This is a genomic window from Sphingomonas sp. SphC10, assembly GCF_057004845.1.
Genome location: NZ_CM168044.1, coordinates 934,423 through 952,226, shown reverse-complemented (window position 1 = coordinate 952,226; position 17,804 = coordinate 934,423). Strand labels below are relative to the sequence as shown.

Genomic DNA, 17,804 nt, shown 5'->3' with positions numbered 1-17,804 from the left:
GTAACCGCAAGAACACAGTTGGCCGGCTCCGATGCAATAATGAATCAGGACACACCCGATATACGATAATTATATTATCTTTATACGATGAAATGAATGTCAGAATTGGTTCATTTCTGGCTCGCTGACGCTAGCGACGTCCAACATTACACTGAACCTAACGGCATCTGTTAATCGCGAGCAGGCCATGGCTCCCGTCTTGCGGGCGTTGGATGATCACGCGACGGCTTCGGCCTCCACGATCCGGGGCCGCAGGCTCGCTACCCGTCGCACATGGTCGGGATCGGCCAGCATGCGCGACGGCCTGCCGATCAGATAGCCTTGGACAGCGGCGCAACCCTCCCGGGTCACGATGGCCAGCTGGGCGGGTTCCTCCACCCCCTCGGCCAGCACCGGCATGTTGAGCGTCGCACCCAGCGCCGCGACCGATCGCAGGATCGACACCGCCTGTTCGTCATGCTCGATCTCGGAGACAAAGGACGCATCGAGCTTGATCCGGTCGAACGGGAAGGAGCGCAGCACCTCCAGCGAGGAATAGCCGACGCCGAAATCGTCGAGCGCGATGGCGATGCCCATCGCCTTCAGCGCCTTCAGCTGCTCCAGCGCGAAATGCTTGTCATGGATGATCGCGCTCTCGGTCAGCTCCAGCGTCAGTCGCTCGGGCGGCAGGCCACTGTCCGCCAGGGCCGAACGCACCGTCTCGACCAGCTGCTTTTCGGCGAGATGCATCGGCGACAGGTTGACCGAGACGGGCTGCGGATCGTCCCACCCCGCCGCCTCGTGGCAGGCGCGCCGCAGGACCCAGTTGCTCAGCGGCACGATATCGCCGCTCTTCTCGGCAAGCGGGATGAACCGGGCCGGCGGGATCATGCCCCGGACCGGGTGGTTCCAGCGGATCAACGCCTCATAGCCGCAAATCTCGCCCGACGGGATGGACGACTGCACCTGATAATGGAGTTCGAACGCGTCGGCATCGAGCGCATGGCGGAGATCGGCGATCAACTCGCGCCGCTCGCGCACGGCATCGTCCATATGCGCGTCGTAGAAACAAGGCTCCTTGGAGTGGGCCGACTTGGCCCGGTACATGGCCAGGTCCGCCTTGGCGAGCAGCGCATCGGCATCGGAGCCGTCCCGCATGGCCAGCGCGACACCGATATTGGCGCCGATCGACGCGGTGAACCGGTCGAACAGGAACGGTGCCTCGGACGCCGTGGTCAGCCGATGCAGGAAATCTTCGAGCTCGGCTGGGTCGTCATAGGAAACGACGGCCGAAAACTCATCGCCGCCCAGTCGGGCGATGCGTTCGCCTGGCCGCAGGATGGACGAGAAGCGGGCCGCCAGCGCCGCCAGCAGCTGATCGCCCGCCTGATGGCCATAGGTATCGTTGACCACCTTGAAGCGCGACAGGTCCATCATGACCACCGCCATACGCTGATACCCGCCGCGGATGCCGAAACGGGCCTCCAGATCCTCGATGAAGCTGATCCGGTTGGGCAGGTCGGTCAGGCTGTCGTGCAGGGCCATATGACGCAGGCGGCGATAGGTTTCCGACTGGGTATGTCCGTCGATCAGGGCGCTGATCGCCGCGCATCCGACGATGATGAGCGTGGCGACCGTCGTCGTGGTCGCCAGCGTCGCCATGGTCATGCCCGACAGGCCCTGGCCGAGCTTCAGGACGGTGATCTTCATCGCCGTCATGCCGGTGAAGTGGAGCGCCGCGACGGCAAGGCTCAGCCATACCACCGCCGTCTTGTTCCTCCAGCGCCCCCGCCCGGCCAGCACGTGGAAGGCCATGGCGGACAGGCCGCTCGACAACAGGATGGAGGCGACGACATAAGGCTCTTTCCAGGTGACGATGCCGTCGACCCGGTACGCCGCCATGCCGATATAATGCATGACCGAAATGCCCGTGCCGATCACCGCGCCGCCGACCGCCCCCGACCAGCGCCGCCGCCCGGCGGCCAGGGCCAGTCCCGGAGCGGCGATGCCGATCACCGCCAGCAGTGACATCAGCGTCAGGATCGGATCGAGAATGACGGGCGCGCTCGTCCGAAACGCCATCATGGCGACGAAGTGGGTCGCCCAGACCATCGTGCCCGCACCGACCGCACCCAGTATGATCCAGCCATAGCGACGATAGCCCCGGGAGGCCCGAACCCGGCTGAACAACTGGACGGTCGCAAGAGACCCCGTAACGCAGATCAGCAGCGCCAGCGCGACGAAGCGCAGGTCATGCTGTTGCGTCAAGCACAGGACGACATCGATCACGCGGTCCCCTCCATCTGGAGCAGGTCCGCCCGGCTTTCCAGGGCAACCGCCGCCTGCCGGGCCAGCGCAATGAGATAGGCTTTCTGGTCCGACGAAGCGGGGTTCCGTCGCTGCGTGTCGAAGACGCACAGTGCGCCGACATCGATACCCCCGGTGACGCGCAACGGCACGCCGATATAATAGCGGACGAACGGCGCGGCGTTGACGGCTGGCAGTTCGGCCACGCGCGGATCGCTGCACGGGTCGCAAATCTCCAGCACGTCGGGCTTGTCGAGCGCGAAGGTGCAGAAGCTGCGGTGGCGCGGATTGCAGACGATGTCGACGCCACGGGTCGCCTTGAACCATTGCTGATTGCCATGGATCAGCGACAGGAGGGCGATCGGGGCGTTGAAGGATATCGCGGCCCGCTCGACGAAACGGTCGAAGCCGGGTTCGGGCGGCGAGTTCAGAACGTTCAACGCATGTACGGCGCTGGTACGTCGCCTTTCCCGGAACAGGCTCTTGAGCATCGTCTCTCTTCAGTACTGAGTGCTCATTCTGGTCGCACCTGAACCTTAAAACTTGATTTACCGGCATAAATTAATCCGACGGCTTCGGAGTCTTGGCCGCTGGTTCGCAGGCCGATCCTCGGCCAGCTTCGTTCGAATAGCGAAAGAAGCAACCGTGCCGAACGGTGCCCCGCCAAACAGATGCCAGTATCCTTGGCAAAGGATTCCCCAAGACGTGCCGACGCAATTTTACGGTCACCCCAGAAACGACCAATATCGTCACAGCCATGCTTACCTTTAACCACCCGGTAACTTCACGGGTGATAGGCGGCCGGTCATCGCAGCGCCGGTCCTTGGCGAGTGGAACACCGGCGACCACAGTCGCTGCTGCGTCAGAGGGGGAATTGCTAAGTGACTTCGATGAATTCCGCATTTGGTAAACTGCGCCTTGGGATTTCGACGGCGGCCTTGCTGACCGCGATTGCGACCCCGGCCTTTGCGCAGGAGGCAGCACCGGCCCAGCCCGCCGATGCCGCCGACCAGAGCGCGGCCGCAGCCGCCGCACCCGCCACCGCCGAAGGCACGACCGTCGTCGTCACCGGCACGCTGTTCCGCGATTCCAACGCCAGCTCGATCTCGCCGGTTACCGTGGTGAACTCGAACGTGATGCTGCGCGCCAACATCACCACCGCACAGGACGCCATCCGTTCGGTCTCGGCCGACAGCGCAGGTTCGATCTCGACCGGCTTCCGCAACGGCTTCTCGGCCGGTGGCGCGGCGGTGTCGCTGCGCGGCCTGGGCGTGTCGTCGACCGTCGTCCTGATCGACGGCCTGCGCAATGCGAACTTCCCGCTGAACGACGACGGCCACAACGCCTATGTCGACCTGAACTCGATCCCGTTCAGCACCATCGAGCGCGTCGAAGTACTGAAGGACGGCGCATCCTCGACCTATGGCGCCGACGCGATCGGCGGCGTGGTCAATCTGATCAGCAAGAAGAACGTTCAGGGCATTTCGGGCTCGGTCCAGGGGGGCACCACCGAAAAGGCCGACGGCGCGCACTATCGCGCCACGCTGACCGCCGGGTTCGGCGATTATCGCGAGCAGGGCTTCAACTTCTACGTCAATGGTGAATACACCTATGACGGGTACATCACCAACAATTCGCGCGGCTATCCGTTCAACACGCTGGACCTGAGCCCCAGCGGTCTGCAGGATCGCAACCGCAACGACGACTCGCTGCTGGCGGCCAATCCGCAGGCGGTCGTCACCCGCGTCCGACAGACCGACCTCAACAATCCGCTGGCGGGTCAGGTCGGCTCGCCGCTGACCAACCAGTATGTGCTGCTCAACCCGAATGCGTGCCCCTTCGGCACCTTCACCGTGACCTCGGGCTCGGCGCAGGGCACCGGTTGCAAGCATAACCTGCCTGCCGAATATTCGATCATCCAGCCGCGCCAGCAGCGTTATTCGACCACGGCGCGCCTGAACGTCCGCATCGCCGAGGGCTGGGAAGCCTTTGCCAGCGGCAGCTACTCGCATTCCGAAGTCGATATTCGCGGCACCCCGTCGGGCATCCGCCAGACCCAGCCGTTCGGCGGCTCGGCGGCGCTCGCGTCGACCAGCCCGGGCATCGTCCTGCCCATGTATGTCTGCGCCGCCGGCGTGAACTGCGCCACCGCCGCGGATCGCCGTCTGAACCCGAACAACCCCTATGCCGTGGCCGGTGCCGACCCGACGCAGAATGCCGCGCGCATCTATTATCTGTTCGGCGACATTCCCGCCGGCAGCCACCGTTATGTCGACGTGTTCCGCGCGACCTATGGCATTTCGGGCGATCTGGGCGATGGCTTCAAGTTCCGCCTGAACGGCGTCTATGCCCGTGACAATTTCGCGGTCACGCAGCGCGGCTTCATCAACATCCAAGGCCTGCTGAACGCGGTCAACACCGGCGCGTACAACTTCGTCAATCCGGAGCAGAACACGCAGGCCATCCGCAATCAGATTTCGCCGGAGCGGACCACCCCATCCTATTCGACGGTGGCGACGATCGGCGGCTCGCTGCTCAAGTCGCTGATGGAGCTGCCGGGCGGCGACCTGAATGTCGGCGGCGGTTTCCAGGTCCGTCGCGAGACGCTGATGAACCGCAACCAGAATGCGGATCTGTCCTATTATGGCCTGAACACCTCGTCGGCCCAGGGTCGTCAGACCGTGACCGCCGGGTTCTTCGAAATCGACGCGCCCTTCGCCCGCTCGTTCGACCTGAACGTGTCGGGCCGTTACGATCACTATTCGCAGGGCTATAGCCACTTCTCGCCAAAGGTGGGTGCCAAGTTCACCCCGGTCCGCGAGTTCTCGCTGCGCGCCACCTATTCGCAGGGCTTCCGCGCGCCGACCTTTGCCGAATACAACCCGGCGAGCAGCTATGCGGGCTTCTCGTCCTTCACCCCGCCCGCCAGCTTCATCGCGGCGCATCCGGGCAGCCCGGCCTATACGACCTCGTACAACATCGGCAGCGGCGCCCAGGGCAATCCGGACATCCTGCCCGAAGTGTCGCGCAGCTTCACGGTGGGGACGATCGTCAACCCGACGCGCTGGCTGAACGTCACGGTCGACTATTACAATATCCGCAAGTCGAACCTGATCGTCAGCGGACCGCTGCGCGCCGAGGCGATCAACGCCTATTATGGCCAGACCAATGCGACCGACGGGTGCGCGGCGCTCGCGAAGGTGGGTCCGGGCTATAAGTGCAACGTCATCGACGGGGTCGACCCCGTGAACCCGAATGCCCTGCCCCGCCTGCTGGTTTTCGACGTTCCTTACGTCAACGCCAACTACATGGTCAGCTCCGGCATCGACATGCAGGCCAATGCGAACTTCCAGTTCGACAATGGCGTCAAGCTGATCAGCCGCGTCGACGTCACCCGCGTCCTTCGCCTCGACCTCGTCACCCCGGCGGGCGTGGTTCAGAAATATGCGGGTACGCTCGGGCCGTACGAGCTGTCCTCGGGCGGCGGGACGCCGCGCATCCGTGGCAACTGGCAGAACACGATTGAAGTCGGCAATTTCTCGCTGACCAGCACGACCTATTATGTCGGACGGATCAAGCAGGTGGCGGCCGATCGCATACAGCCGACCAACGGCGTGATCGACCTGTCGTGCAAGAACACGCTGGTGCCGATCATCGCGGGCAGCGATGTGAACAACCAGTGCTTCATCCGCCCGTTCATCTACACCGATCTGAACATCGGCGTTCGGGTCAATGACGACTTCCGCTTCTTCTTCAACATCCAGAACCTGACCAATGCCCGCGCTCCGCTGGCGGCGGGGGCCTATGCCAGCAATCCCAACTATCTGAGCAGCTGGCATTATGCCGGTCTGGTCGGTCGCAACTTCAGCGCCGGTGCGAACTTCAACTTCTGATCCGGCCCGACCGGGTGATGCGCGCCGGGACCGACTTCGCCGTCGTCCCGGCGCGTATTGCCATCCTACCTATTGCGGCGTCATAGGCGACCGATGCAGCCGGAGCGTTCCAAGACCATGTATCCGGGATCGGACAATCCGACCGCCCAGCCCAGCGAATTGTACCGACAGTCGCTGGTGATGCGGGCGATCGGCACGCCCTTCGTCGCCGACCTGCTGGCCGCGGTCGACCGGCAGCTCGACAAGGCACCGCTCAGCGCCGCGCTGATCCGCTCCTGGGGCAGCACCGCCGCTTCCTCCGCGATCGCGATGCGGATCAACGCCGCCCTGCATGCGCTGGCGAGGCGCGGTGTCGAGCCGCAATTGGCCGCCCTCTATGCCGGGGACCATGACCGCTTCGACGAGGCGGTCGCCCTGGCGCTGGCGGCGCATGACGAATTTCTGGTCGACTGGTTGCTGCGGGTGCCGCAGACCAACGAGATCGGCCGCGCGGCGGCCTTGTACGCCGCCCTGATGGTCCTGGCGCAGGATCATGGCCATGATTTCGACCTGTTTGAAATCGGCGCGAGCGCCGGACTGAACCTCAACCTGTCCCGCTATGCCTATGATCTGGGTGGCGTCCGGACGGGTGCGCCGGACTCGCTGGTGCGGATCGCGCCCGAGTGGCGTGGCCCCCCGCCCCCCGATGCCGCCGTGACCGTCCGTCAGGCGCGGGGCGTCGATCTCCACCCGCTCGACGTCAATGATCCGGCGGCCTGCGAGCGACTGGCTTCCTTCATTTTTGCCGACCAGCCCGAGCGGGCCAAGCGCCTGGACCGGGCGCTGGCGATCGCACGACGGCATCCGCCCCGGCTCGATACCGGCGATGCCGCATCCTGGCTGACGGCACAGCTTGCCGCTCCTGCGCCGGACGGCCGCCACAGCGTCGTCCTGCATTCGATGGTCCTGCAATATCTCAGCGCCGAAGACCGCGCCCGGATAGAGGCGACCCTGAACGAAGCCGGGGCGTCCGCGACCGCGACGAGGCCGTTCGCCTCGATCGGTTTCGAATGGGACCTGGCGCGCGAGCGGGTCGAACTTCGCCTGCGGTCCTGGCCCGACGGTCAAGACCGCGTGCTGGCGCATTGCCATCCTTATGGCGCGTGGATCCACTGGCTGACGAACTGACGAACTATTTGTCACGATAATGGTTACACGCTTCACCCATCCTTAACTTTGCGGTTCTAGCAATTGTCCGACGAAACCAATGTTTCATGTGGGACCGGGGGGATTGGACATTGCGCGACGACGACTGCGCCAGTGTATTTGGCGGCACTTCTCAAAGCCGAATCCATGACCGCGACTGATCCTCTCGCCGTCGTTTCAGCGCCCTTCGATGCGCCGCATGATCGGCTCAGTCCGGCTGTCCTTGATAACGATAACTCAATGAATTCGCGCTTATCGTCCCTCGTCCGACCTGTTGAGAGAAACGCATAATGCTCACGAACATGAACATCCCCAAGAAACTGGGTGTATCGTTCCTGATCGTCAGCCTGTCGGCCGCGGTCATGACGATCGTGTTCTTCGTGAACATCTGGGAAATCAAGAACGCGACGGCGCGCAACAACCACGCCCAGGAAGTCTATGCCAAGGCGCTGACGCTCGAGACATCGATTCTGCGCGAGAACAGCCAGTTGCGCGGTTTCCTCGTCACAGCGGACAAGAGCTATCTCAAATCCTACGAGGAAGCCCGCAAGGAATATGACACCACCAGCCGCGAACTGAACGCGATGCTGGACGACTCGGCCGAGTTGGCGTTGCTTGCCAAGTCCAATGCCGAAAAGGCCAAGTGGCGGCGGACATGGAGCGACCGTCTGACCGATTGGGTCAAGGACGGGCGGCGCGACGAAGCGCAACAGGCCGTTCGTGACGCGGGCAAAGCCGTGCTGACCAGCGACATCGTGCTGCCCCTCCGGGCCATTCGCGACCAGGAAACGGCGGCGATCGCCAGCAATGCCGCATCGCAGGAAAACGCGATCAGCACCGCCATCATCGCCCTGATGCTTGGCGGCGTGATGCTGATCGGCGTCGTCATCACCCTTCAGATGCTGCTCAGCCGCAGCATCGCACGGCCGATCACCACCCTCACCCGCCTGATGGCCGAGCTGGCGCGCGGTCGCAACGACATCGACGTGCCGGGCAGCGAGCGCGGCGATGAACTGGGCGACATGGCCCGCGCCGTCGTCGTCTTCCGCGACGCCGCCAAGGCCAAGGTGAGCGACGACCGTGAGCGCGAGCTGGCCTTGCAGGAAATCGGCTCCGGCCTGCATCGCCTGTCGGAAGCGGACCTGACCGTCCGCCTGACAGACCTGCCGACCGCCTTCCATCAGCTGGCAGCCGACTTCAATCGCGCCGTCCAGAACCTTTCCGGCCTGACCAGCGACGTTCGCGGAAGTGCCGGGTCCATCCGCTCGAATATCGAGGAAATCCGCCAGGCCACCGACAATCTCTCGGCGCGCAGCGAGCAGCAGGCGGCCAGCCTGCGCGAAACCGCCGCGGCGGTCGGCGAGATCACGCAAGGCGTCCGCGAAGGGGCGGCCAGCGCCAGCCAGGCGAACCGCGCCGTGACCGAGGCCCGCGACGAAGCCGAAAAGGGCGGGCAGATCGTCGCCAAGTCGATCACCGCGATGAACGGCATCGACCAGGCCAGCCGCGAGATCGTCGACATCATTACCGTCATCGACGGTATCGCCTTCCAGACGAACCTGCTCGCCCTCAACGCCGGCGTCGAAGCGGCGCGGGCCGGTGATGCGGGCAAGGGCTTCGCCGTCGTCGCCTCCGAGGTCCGCGCGCTGGCGCAGCGCTCGGCCGATGCGGCATCCGACGTCAAGGCACGCATTCTCTCGGCCATCGAACATGTCCGTTCGGGCGTGGTACTGGTCGACGAGACCGGCAATGCCCTGCAACGGATCATCGGCAAGGTGTCCGACGTCAGCACCGTGGTCGACGTCATCGCGCGCTCCTCCGAACAGCAGGCCCACAGCCTGGGTCAGGTCAACATCGCGATCGGCGAGATCGATTCGGTCACGCAACAAAATGCCGCGATGGTCGAGGAATCGACGGCCGCCGCCAGCCTGCTGGCGCAGGAGTGCGGGACGCTGATGGCCTCGGTGATGCGCTTCAACGTGGATGCGGCCGCGCAGCACGCCTCTGCGGCCTCCCCGCAATACCGGACGGAGTATGGCCACGCGTCCCGATACGCCGCCTGACAGAGCGCGAGCGGCCGCCCACCACGGCTGATTTGCGTTTCCTGATCAACCCCATGACGGCAATGCCGTGTTAACCTGCATTTGCAACTGATGCGGGGATCGCGCAGGAGAAGCTCACAGGAGGACGTGGACGGCATATGGACGCAAAGCGCCGGATTTTAGAGCAATTGCCGCTGCTTGGCGAGCGCAGGGCGCTGGCCTATTCCGTGGCGCTGGCGCTTTCGGCGGTTGCCTGGTGGATACGCTGGACACTGGATCCGGCCTTTCCGCCGGGATTTCCCTATCTAACGTTCTTCCCGGCCGTCATCATTTCATCCTTCCTGTTCGGGCGCGGCCCGGGAACGTTGTCGGCCATCGTCTGCGGCCTGCTCGCCTGGTATTTCTTCATACCGCCCGCCAACAGCTTCGATTTTGAGCCGCGCACGCTCGTCGCCTTGGGCTTCTATGCGGGTGTCGTGGCGGTCGATATCGGTCTTGTCGACGCCATGCAGCGTGCCAACCAGCGATCGTCGCGGCTGGCGGTGGAACAGCGACAACTGGCCGAACGCACCGAGTTGCTTTTCAGCGAGTTGCAGCACCGGGTCTCGAACAACATCCAGATGGTCGGCGCCATGCTGTCGCTGCAGCAGCGGCAGGTCGTCGATCCGATCGCGCGCATGGTCCTGGCCGACGCCTCCACAAAGCTGCAGCTCATCGGGCGCATCCAGCGGCAGCTCTACGCGACGACGGGCGAGCAGGTGCCGCTGGACATCTTTCTGCGCGACCTGATGGCGGACCTGTTCGCCGCCGACACAAAACCCGGCATCATCCACCGGATCGAGGCGGTTCCCGGACTGCGCCTCTCACCGGATGCGGCAATCCCGCTTGCGCTCATCATGGCGGAGGGCATCGCCAATGCGATGGAACATGGCTTTGCCAATCGCGAGTTCGGGCAGTTGGTCGTCACCCTCACCCGTCAGGACGACGTCATCGCACTCTGCGTGATCGACGATGGCGCAGGCCTGCCGCCGGGGTTCGACCTTCAGGGCTCGAACAGCCTCGGCCTAAAACTGGTGCGAAGCCTGGCCAAGCAGATGGGAGCGGAATTGAGCGTCGAAAACGGCCCCTCGGCGGGGACGATCCTGCGCCTGACATTGCCCGATGGCCAGGGCGGACACCCGTAACCGTACGCTCCGCAAACATTCCAAATCATCGGATCACGCGCCGAACATGGCACTGAACGCAGCCTCCCGCGTGCGCCAGTCGAGCCCGCGCGCATCGATCCACTGGTCGTCATAATAGGTGCAGCCGTAACGCTCGCCGCCATCGCACAGGATGGTGACGATCGAACCGACAACTCCCCGCGCCGCCATGTCCTCCATCAATTCGGCCACAGCGACTAGATTGGTCCCGGTCGAACCACCCACCCGGCGTCCCAATCGGCGGGAAAGTGCGCGCATCGCACCGATGCTGGCGGCATCCTCGACCGCGATCATCCGGTCGATCACCGAGGGGATGAAGCTGGGCTCGACGCGCGGCCGCCCGATCCCCTCGATGCAACTGCCGCAACCTTCGGGCAGCGACAGCGCCCGGCGGTCGGCGAAGTGCCGGTGGAAGACCGAATGGACCGGATCCGCGACGCAGAGCCGGGTGCCGTGCCGCTGATAGGCGATGTACCGCCCGATCGTCGCCGAGGTGCCGCCCGTTCCCGCGCCGCAGACGATCCATTCGGGGACGGGATACTCCTCCGCCGACATCTGCGCAAAGATGCTCTCGGCGATATTGTTGTTGCCGCGCCAGTCGGTCGCCCGCTCGGCATAGGTGAACTGGTCGAGATAATGACCGCCCGTCTTCGCCGCGAGTGCATTGGAGACGTCGTACACGGTGCGCGGATCGTCGACCGTGTGGATCTCGCCGCCATGGAAACGGATCGCATCCAGCTTCGGCGCAGCGGTCGAGGCGGGGACCACCGCGATGAAGCGCAGGCCCAGCATCTTGGCGAAATAGGCTTCGCTGACCGCCGTCGAGCCGGAGGAGGACTCGATGACGCAGGTGTCCGGCCCGATCCAGCCATTGCACAGCGCGTACAGGAACAGCGAGCGTGCCAGCCGATGCTTCAGGCTGCCGGTCGGATGGCTGCTCTCGTCCTTCAGATAGAGCGTGATCCCCGGATAGCGCGGCAGCTCCACCCGGATCAGGTGCGTGTCGGCCGAACGGTTATAGTCCGCCTCGATCCGGTGGATCGCCTCGGACTGCCAGCGCCGGACGGCCTCGGCATCGCGATCAGCGCGCACCGGTCGTCAGCCCATGGCGTGCCAACATTGCCTGCGGATCGGCGTCGCGCTCGCGAAAGGCGCGGAAGCTCCCGGCGGCCGGGCGGCTGGCACCGTGCGAAAGGGCCTCGGTGCAGAGCGCCCCCTCGATTAGCCTCGGCGACAGCGCGGCGCGGGCGGCATAGACACCCGCCATATTGCCCGCCGGGCCCGAGCCGATGATGAGGACCTTGCTGTGCCGCACATCCACCCCCTGCCCCCCTTGCACGTTACGCCTCCACGGCCTGGGCCGCGACGACCGGAGCGGCCTCGATCATCTCGATCGCCGTCCAGCCCGCCGCGACATAGGTCTCATTTGCTTTATCCAGCCGTTCGCATCGCTGGCGGAAGCGCTCGGCGAGTTCGGGATGGTCGGCGTCGAGAATCGCATGGACCCGTGCAAGCCCCTCGAACTCCGCCTTATATACGTCCTTCTCGGCCTGATCGCGAATTTGGAACACGCGACTTTCCTCCTCCGGCGTCCAGCCGATCTCGGCCAGCGTCACGCGCAGGTTGAGCGCGCCCGTCGCGTTCAGCGTATCACGCAGCACCGTCCGCATCGTGCCGGGCCAGGCCGCCGACTCCACCGTGCTGCCCGCCGCGCGGTCCAGCACATCGTTGCCAAGGGCATCGGTCGCCGCCACCGCAGCGAGGCGAGCCGCCTTCCATTGCTTGCGGTCCAGTTCGTCCCCCACGACCGCGCGACGATGCAAGTCGATGATGGCGAGGCGGCTTTCTTCCATTGCCGGATGGCGTCGGGTGATCTCGCACAGGCGCGGCTTGGCCAGCAGGTCGAGGATCATCCGCGACACGACGGCGGACAGATCACCGCCGACCGGCGTGCGTGCCAGCCAGGCCTCGGCAAAGCGGGCGGCTTCGGCAAGCGGCCGGAAGCCGTTGATGATCATGGGCAGGGTTTCGACCAAGGCAATCGGATAGCCGAGCCTAGCCGCATAGGCGGACGTGTCGTCCGCCTCGACCACGGCGCCGATCGCATTGGCCTTGCCGTCTTCCCAGGCCGGGAAATAGACGAAACTGCCCGCCTCGACATGTCGCCGCAGCTGTGCCTGGGCCCGCGCCTTGATCGCCGGATCGCCATGGAAAGCGATAGCGTCGGCCATCACGCCGCGCTCACATTCGCATCGATAAAGGCGTCGAGACGGCTGCGCGACATGGTGCCGAACGCGCGCGCGGCTTCCGCGCCGTCCTTGACGATCAGCAGCAGCGGAATGCCGCGCACCTCGAACCGTTCGGCGAGCTTGGGATTTTCGTCGATATTGACCTTCACGATGTCGATCTCCTCGGCATATTCCTCCGCGAGTTCGTCAAGCGTCGGGGCCAGCGCCTTGCAAGGCCCGCACCAGGGGGCCCAGAAATCGACCAGCACGGGCTTGTCGTTCTGCATGACGATCTCGTCGAAATCCTGCTCGGTGGCATTACGCATCATCACTGTCCTTGTCTGGAATTGGGGGGATCAGCCGGCCTGTCCGCCGACCATCATGCGGTCGATGCGGAGCGTGGGCTGGCCGACGCTGACATGCAGCGACTGGCCCTGCTTGCCGCAGGTCGCCATGCCGGTATCGAAGGCCAGATCGTTGCCGATCATGGAAATGTGGCGCAGCGCTTCATGCCCGACACCGATCAGTGTCGCGCCGCGCACCGGGGCGACCAGCCGCCCCTTCTCGACCAGCCACGCCTCGATCGTGGTGAAGTTGAAACGGCCGGTGACGATATCGACCTGCCCGCCGTCGAATTCGGTCGCATAGATGCCGCGATCGATCGAGGCGATGATGTCGGCCGGATCGGCCGTGCCGTTCGCCAGGAAGGTGTTGGTCATGCGTGGCATGGGCAGATGCGCATAGGACTGGCGACGGCCATTGCCTGTCGAGCGCGCGTTCATCAGCCCGGCGTTCAGCCGGTCCTGCATCAAACCGGTCAGCACTCCGTCCTCGACCAGTACGGTGCGGTCGGGCGGCGTGCCCTCGTCATCAATGCCCAGCGATCCCAGCCGCCCGGAAAGGCCGCCATCGTCGATCACCGTCACGCCGGGTGCCGCAATCCGCTCGCCGACCTTGCCGTCGAAGGCAGAGAGGTGCTTGCGGTGATGATCGCCCTCCAGCCCGTGGCCGACCGCCTCGTGGAACAGCACGCCGGGATAACCCGGTCCCAGCACCACCGGCATCTCGCCCACCGGCGCAGGGATGGCATCGAGATTGTTCAGCGCCATATTGGCCGCGGCTGCGACCATCCGGTCGACCGATGCGGCGTCGAACCCGCCCAGTCCGGCGCGCCGCCCCAGTCCCGCCTGTCCGCGCGTGCGGCGACCATCCTGTTCGGCGATGACGACCAGCGACAGGATCGTCATCGGCCGCACGTCCCCGGCCAGCAGCCCGTCCGCCTCGGCGACCAGGATCGTCGTGTCGGTCGCCCGGACATTGGCGTCGACCTGAACGATGCGACCGTCCTGCATCCGGGCGAGTTCGTCGATCCGCCTCAACAGGGCGATCCACGCCGCCGCATCCTCGACCGCGACCGTTTCGATTGCGGGGTAGAGATGATGGACACGCGGATTTCGGGCCAGCGCGATACCCTGCCCATGCCGCCCCGCATCGCCGTGCCGCGCCAGCGTGCGGACCGCGCGTACCGTGTCGAGCAGCGCCCCCTCGCGCATGTCGGCGGAGTGGGCGAAGCTCACCTGCCCGCCATGCGCCGCCCGGGCGCCGACGCCTTGCCGCATCGAAAAGCCGCCCTGGGTGACCCGACCGCCCTCCAGCCGCCAGCTGCGCATCGCCGTCGTCTCGAAATACAGGTCGGCCAGATCCGCGCCGCCGCTTGCCAGTTCGCCCAGGGCGCGGCCGATCGCCGCCTCATCGAGTCCCGCCGGACCAAGCAGCGCGGCGCGCGCGCGGTCGAGCGCCAGTACGCCGCCGTTCATGCCTTTCCTCCCACCTGCATCTCGTCGATCAGGATCGATCCGGTGCGCAGCGCGCCCTGCCGCTCGACATCGTCGCCGACCGCGCGGATGCCGTTCAGCATCGCGGGCATCTGGCCCGCCAGCGTCACGTCGGTGACGGGGTGGACGACCTCGCCCCCCTCGACCCACAGCCCCTTGATCGCCTGGGTCCAATTGCCGCTGGCCGGATCGGTCTTGCCGCCCTGAAACTCGGTTACGACCAAGCCCGTACCCAGCATCCGCAGCATCGCCGGCCAGTCGCCGCCCGGCGCGCTGCTGGTCAGGCGCAGATTGTAGAAACCATCGGCATTGCCGGTCGACGTCATGCCCAGTTTGCGTCCCGAGACGCTCGACAGGAACAGCCCCTCGACCACCCCGTCGCGCAGGATAGGACGGGCCGATCCGGCGATCCCCTCGCTGTCGAACGCGCCGCTCGCCAATCCCAGCGGCTCGAACGGGTCCTCGGTCAGATGGAGATGAGAGGCCGCGACGCGCTGGCCGAGCGGTGCGCGCAGGAAGGTCATGCCGCGAAACTGCGCCATGCCGGTCAACGCCCCCGCCAGGTCGGAGACCAGCGACATCGCCGTGCGTGGGACGAACAGCACCGGGCAACGCCGACTGGCGATGGCCCGCGCCCCCAGCGCCGCGCGGGCGCGATCGGCGGCGGTGCGCACCAATTGCACAGGCGGGGCCAGGGCGTCGACGCTCCGCTCCTGCGACTGGCAGAAAGCCGACGTGCTGCCACCCTCGTCCTGCGCCAGCATCACCGACCAGCGCCCGTCATTCGAGCGCCGGATACTACGGCAGAAGCCGTCGCTGGTCGCCAGCGCCCACAGTCCTTCGGTCGCGACCGCCACGGACTCGCCGACGCGAAGCCGGGGATCGACCCCTGCCACCTCGCTGGCGATCCGATCGGCCAGCATCGCGGCGGTCAGCAGCGTATCGGGATCGCGCGGGCTGTCGGCATAGAGCAGGGGCGAAATGCCCGTATAGGCAAGGCTGTCCGCTGGCGGCAGACCGGCGTCCGGGTCCGGCTGGACATGATGCGCGATCATCATCGCCTCGTCGACCAGTCGTTCGATCGCCGCCGGATCGAAGCTGGCGGTGGAGGCCACCCCGCGCCGTCCCTGATGGAAGACGGTCAGCCCCAAGACTTGCGTCCCGCTGCGCTCGGCAGTCTCGACCTCGCCGTGCCGCACGGCGATCCGGGCGATACCCTCATGATGCGCCGAGGCGCGCGCGGTCGCCCCACGCCGCGCCGCGCGTTCGACAGCCCGCATCGCGGCATCGCGCAAGTCCGCCTCGTCCTGGGTCAGGAGCGCGCTCATGCCTCGTCCTCGGTGATGGCCGCCGCCGTCGCATGGCCATGGTGCAGGCGCAGGCGATGCGTGTGATAGGCGGCAAGCTTTTCGTTGTGCACGACGCTGACGATGGTCGCGTCCGGCATCGCGTCGAGCACGGCCCGGTAGAAGAAGGCGGCATTGTCGGCGTCGAGCGCGCTGGTCGCTTCATCGACGATCAGCAGGGTCGGGCGCTGCAACAGGATGCGGGCCAGCGCGACACGCTGCTGCTCGCCGGGCGACAGCTCCTCCTGCCACATGCGCAGTTCGTGCAGGGCGGTCTTGTGGGCTTCCAGCCCAACCTTTTCCAACAAGGCGAGGACGGTCGCATCGTCATGCTGTTCGGGCCGGTCGGGGAAGCAGACCGCCCCCTTCAGCGTGCCCAGCGGCAGGTACAGCCGTTGCGGCACCAGCATCGCACGGCCACAACGGCTCATTGCCACATGGCCCGCTCCGTCCGGCCATAGCCCCGCAATTGCGCGCAGAAGCGTGGTCTTGCCGGTCCCGGACGGCCCCTGGATCACCCAGCGCTCGCCGTCGCGGACCGTCCAGTCGGCGACGGCCATCAAGGGGGCTCCATTGGGACGGCGCAGTTCCAGCCCCTCGACCCGGATCGCCACGCCGTCGGGTGTACCTCCGGGCGTGAAGGCGATCCCGCGCGGACGCTCGTAATCGATCGCATCATCCAGCGCCTTGAGACGATTGATGTTGGCGACCTGCCGCGCGATGCCGGGATAGGCCATGACGATATAGGACAGGCTTGCCGAAAACTGGGTGAAGGCGTCGCGGGCGGCCTGAACCTGTCCGAAGGTGATCGCACCGGCGAAATATTTGGGCACGGTCAGGAACAGCGGCACGACTGTCATCGTGCGCTGATAAATGTCCTGCCCGGCGCTCAGCCCGGCATTGGCCAGCATCAGTTGAAAGAAGTTGCGGCGGATATTGGCGAAGGCGGTCTTCAGCCCGTCCTGCTCGATATTCTGCGCATGAGAGAAAGCGATCTGCTCGCCATTGCGGCGGACGTGCAGCAGACCGGCACGGTAATCGGCTTCATAATGCTGTTCGCGCATCTTGCGACGGACGAACGGCTTGCCGATCCAGGTGATCACGGTCGTGCCAAGGATGACATAGGCGATCGAGAACCAGATCAGGTCGCCGCCGGGCAGCGGGATACGATAGCCGAACAGCGGGATAGCGAGCGGCGACGAGGTTTGCAGCAGGATCGTGGCGAAGGCGATCGCCCGCACCAGGCTGAAGATCAGCGAGATGGCGATGCTGAGCGGCGACTGGCCATATTCCAGGCCCATCGAGGTAAAGGCGCGCACATCCTCGGCGATACGCTGATCGGGGTTGTCGATCATGCGCAACCGCTCGATCTCGTAGAAACGGTCCCGCGCAAACCAGCGACCGAGATACCAATCGTTCAGCCAGTGCCGCCACCGGATCGACAGGGTCCAGCCGACGATATTGTGCAGGAACTGCGTCCCGATCGCCAGCCCGGCGATCATCATGAACATCACGACCAGCGACACGAATTGCGCCCCCTGCCGCCGTTCGATCGCATCGTAGAAGTCCCGCTGCCACGTATTGGACAACAGGAAGGCATAGGTCGTCCCGACCTCGACCGCGCAATAGCATGCGACCAGGAACCACGCCCATTTCCAGTCCTGCGACACGAAGTACCGCGTGCACAGCCGCCAGGCATGCGCCCAGCGTGCACCGGCTGGCTGGACAGGCTGGAGACCCGCTTCGCGGCGGGTCTCCTCGACATGGGCAGGGGGTGGCATCATTGG

At 65.4% G+C, this 17,804-nt stretch carries 13 protein-coding genes; 4 read left to right on the top strand and 9 right to left on the bottom strand.

Annotated elements, in window-relative coordinates:
* Positions 1–216 precede the first annotated feature (216 nt).
* Positions 217–2,268, bottom strand: coding sequence for a putative bifunctional diguanylate cyclase/phosphodiesterase (locus ACWKSV_RS04205; protein WP_076716093.1), 2,052 nt, complete (start codon positions 2,266–2,268; stop codon positions 217–219).
* Positions 2,265–2,726 (bottom strand): GAF domain-containing protein, encoded by a 462-nt coding sequence (locus ACWKSV_RS04200; protein WP_237243346.1) that lies wholly within the window; start codon positions 2,724–2,726, stop codon positions 2,265–2,267. The genes ACWKSV_RS04205 and ACWKSV_RS04200 overlap by 4 nt, the downstream gene beginning before the upstream one ends.
* 450 nt (positions 2,727–3,176) lie before the next feature.
* On the opposite strand from ACWKSV_RS04200, the gene ACWKSV_RS04195 reads away from it, so the two are divergent.
* The 4 genes from ACWKSV_RS04195 (at position 3,177) to ACWKSV_RS04180 (ending at position 10,590) form a co-directional block, all read left to right on the top strand.
* Positions 3,177–6,179, top strand: a complete 3,003-nt coding sequence (locus ACWKSV_RS04195) for a TonB-dependent receptor domain-containing protein (protein ID WP_076716090.1) — start codon at positions 3,177–3,179, stop codon at positions 6,177–6,179.
* Positions 6,180–6,272: 93 nt separating this feature from the next.
* Positions 6,273–7,346 (top strand): DUF2332 domain-containing protein, encoded by a 1,074-nt coding sequence (locus ACWKSV_RS04190; RefSeq protein ID WP_083706647.1) that lies wholly within the window; start codon positions 6,273–6,275, stop codon positions 7,344–7,346.
* A 308-nt stretch (positions 7,347–7,654) separates the two neighbouring features.
* A complete protein-coding gene (locus tag ACWKSV_RS04185; protein ID WP_483666900.1) occupies positions 7,655–9,427 on the top strand; it encodes a HAMP domain-containing methyl-accepting chemotaxis protein in 1,773 nt (590 codons plus the stop codon).
* 137 nt (positions 9,428–9,564) lie between these two features.
* Positions 9,565–10,590: a sensor histidine kinase gene (locus ACWKSV_RS04180; protein ID WP_076716088.1), complete on the top strand. Its 1,026-nt coding sequence runs from the start codon at positions 9,565–9,567 to the stop codon at positions 10,588–10,590.
* Between the two features lie 33 nt (positions 10,591–10,623).
* Here ACWKSV_RS04180 and ACWKSV_RS04175 read toward each other — a convergent pair whose 3' ends face one another.
* Genes ACWKSV_RS04175 through ACWKSV_RS04145 form a run of 7 tightly spaced genes read right to left on the bottom strand, consistent with a single transcriptional unit; the run spans position 10,624 to position 17,801 of the window.
* Positions 10,624–11,700 (bottom strand): PLP-dependent cysteine synthase family protein, encoded by a 1,077-nt coding sequence (locus ACWKSV_RS04175; protein WP_076716087.1) that lies wholly within the window; start codon positions 11,698–11,700, stop codon positions 10,624–10,626.
* On the bottom strand, positions 11,690–11,923 hold the full coding sequence (locus ACWKSV_RS04170; RefSeq protein ID WP_216637102.1) for a hypothetical protein: 234 nt from the start codon (positions 11,921–11,923) through the stop codon (positions 11,690–11,692). The genes ACWKSV_RS04175 and ACWKSV_RS04170 overlap by 11 nt, the downstream gene beginning before the upstream one ends.
* Before the next feature lie 25 nt (positions 11,924–11,948).
* Positions 11,949–12,839 (bottom strand): hypothetical protein, encoded by an 891-nt coding sequence (locus tag ACWKSV_RS04165; protein ID WP_076716083.1) that lies wholly within the window; start codon positions 12,837–12,839, stop codon positions 11,949–11,951.
* A complete protein-coding gene (trxA, locus tag ACWKSV_RS04160) occupies positions 12,839–13,165 on the bottom strand; it encodes a thioredoxin (protein WP_076716082.1) in 327 nt (108 codons plus the stop codon). The genes ACWKSV_RS04165 and trxA overlap by 1 nt, the downstream gene beginning before the upstream one ends.
* Before the next feature lie 27 nt (positions 13,166–13,192).
* Entirely contained in the window at positions 13,193–14,653 is a 1,461-nt protein-coding gene (locus tag ACWKSV_RS04155) for a TldD/PmbA family protein (RefSeq protein ID WP_076716080.1), read from the bottom strand.
* Positions 14,650–15,999: a TldD/PmbA family protein gene (locus ACWKSV_RS04150; RefSeq protein ID WP_076716079.1), complete on the bottom strand. Its 1,350-nt coding sequence runs from the start codon at positions 15,997–15,999 to the stop codon at positions 14,650–14,652. The genes ACWKSV_RS04155 and ACWKSV_RS04150 overlap by 4 nt, the downstream gene beginning before the upstream one ends.
* Entirely contained in the window at positions 15,996–17,801 is a 1,806-nt protein-coding gene (locus ACWKSV_RS04145; RefSeq protein WP_237243344.1) for an ABC transporter ATP-binding protein/permease, read from the bottom strand. Before ACWKSV_RS04145 ends, ACWKSV_RS04150 begins: the two co-directional genes overlap by 4 nt.
* Positions 17,802–17,804 lie beyond the last annotated feature (3 nt).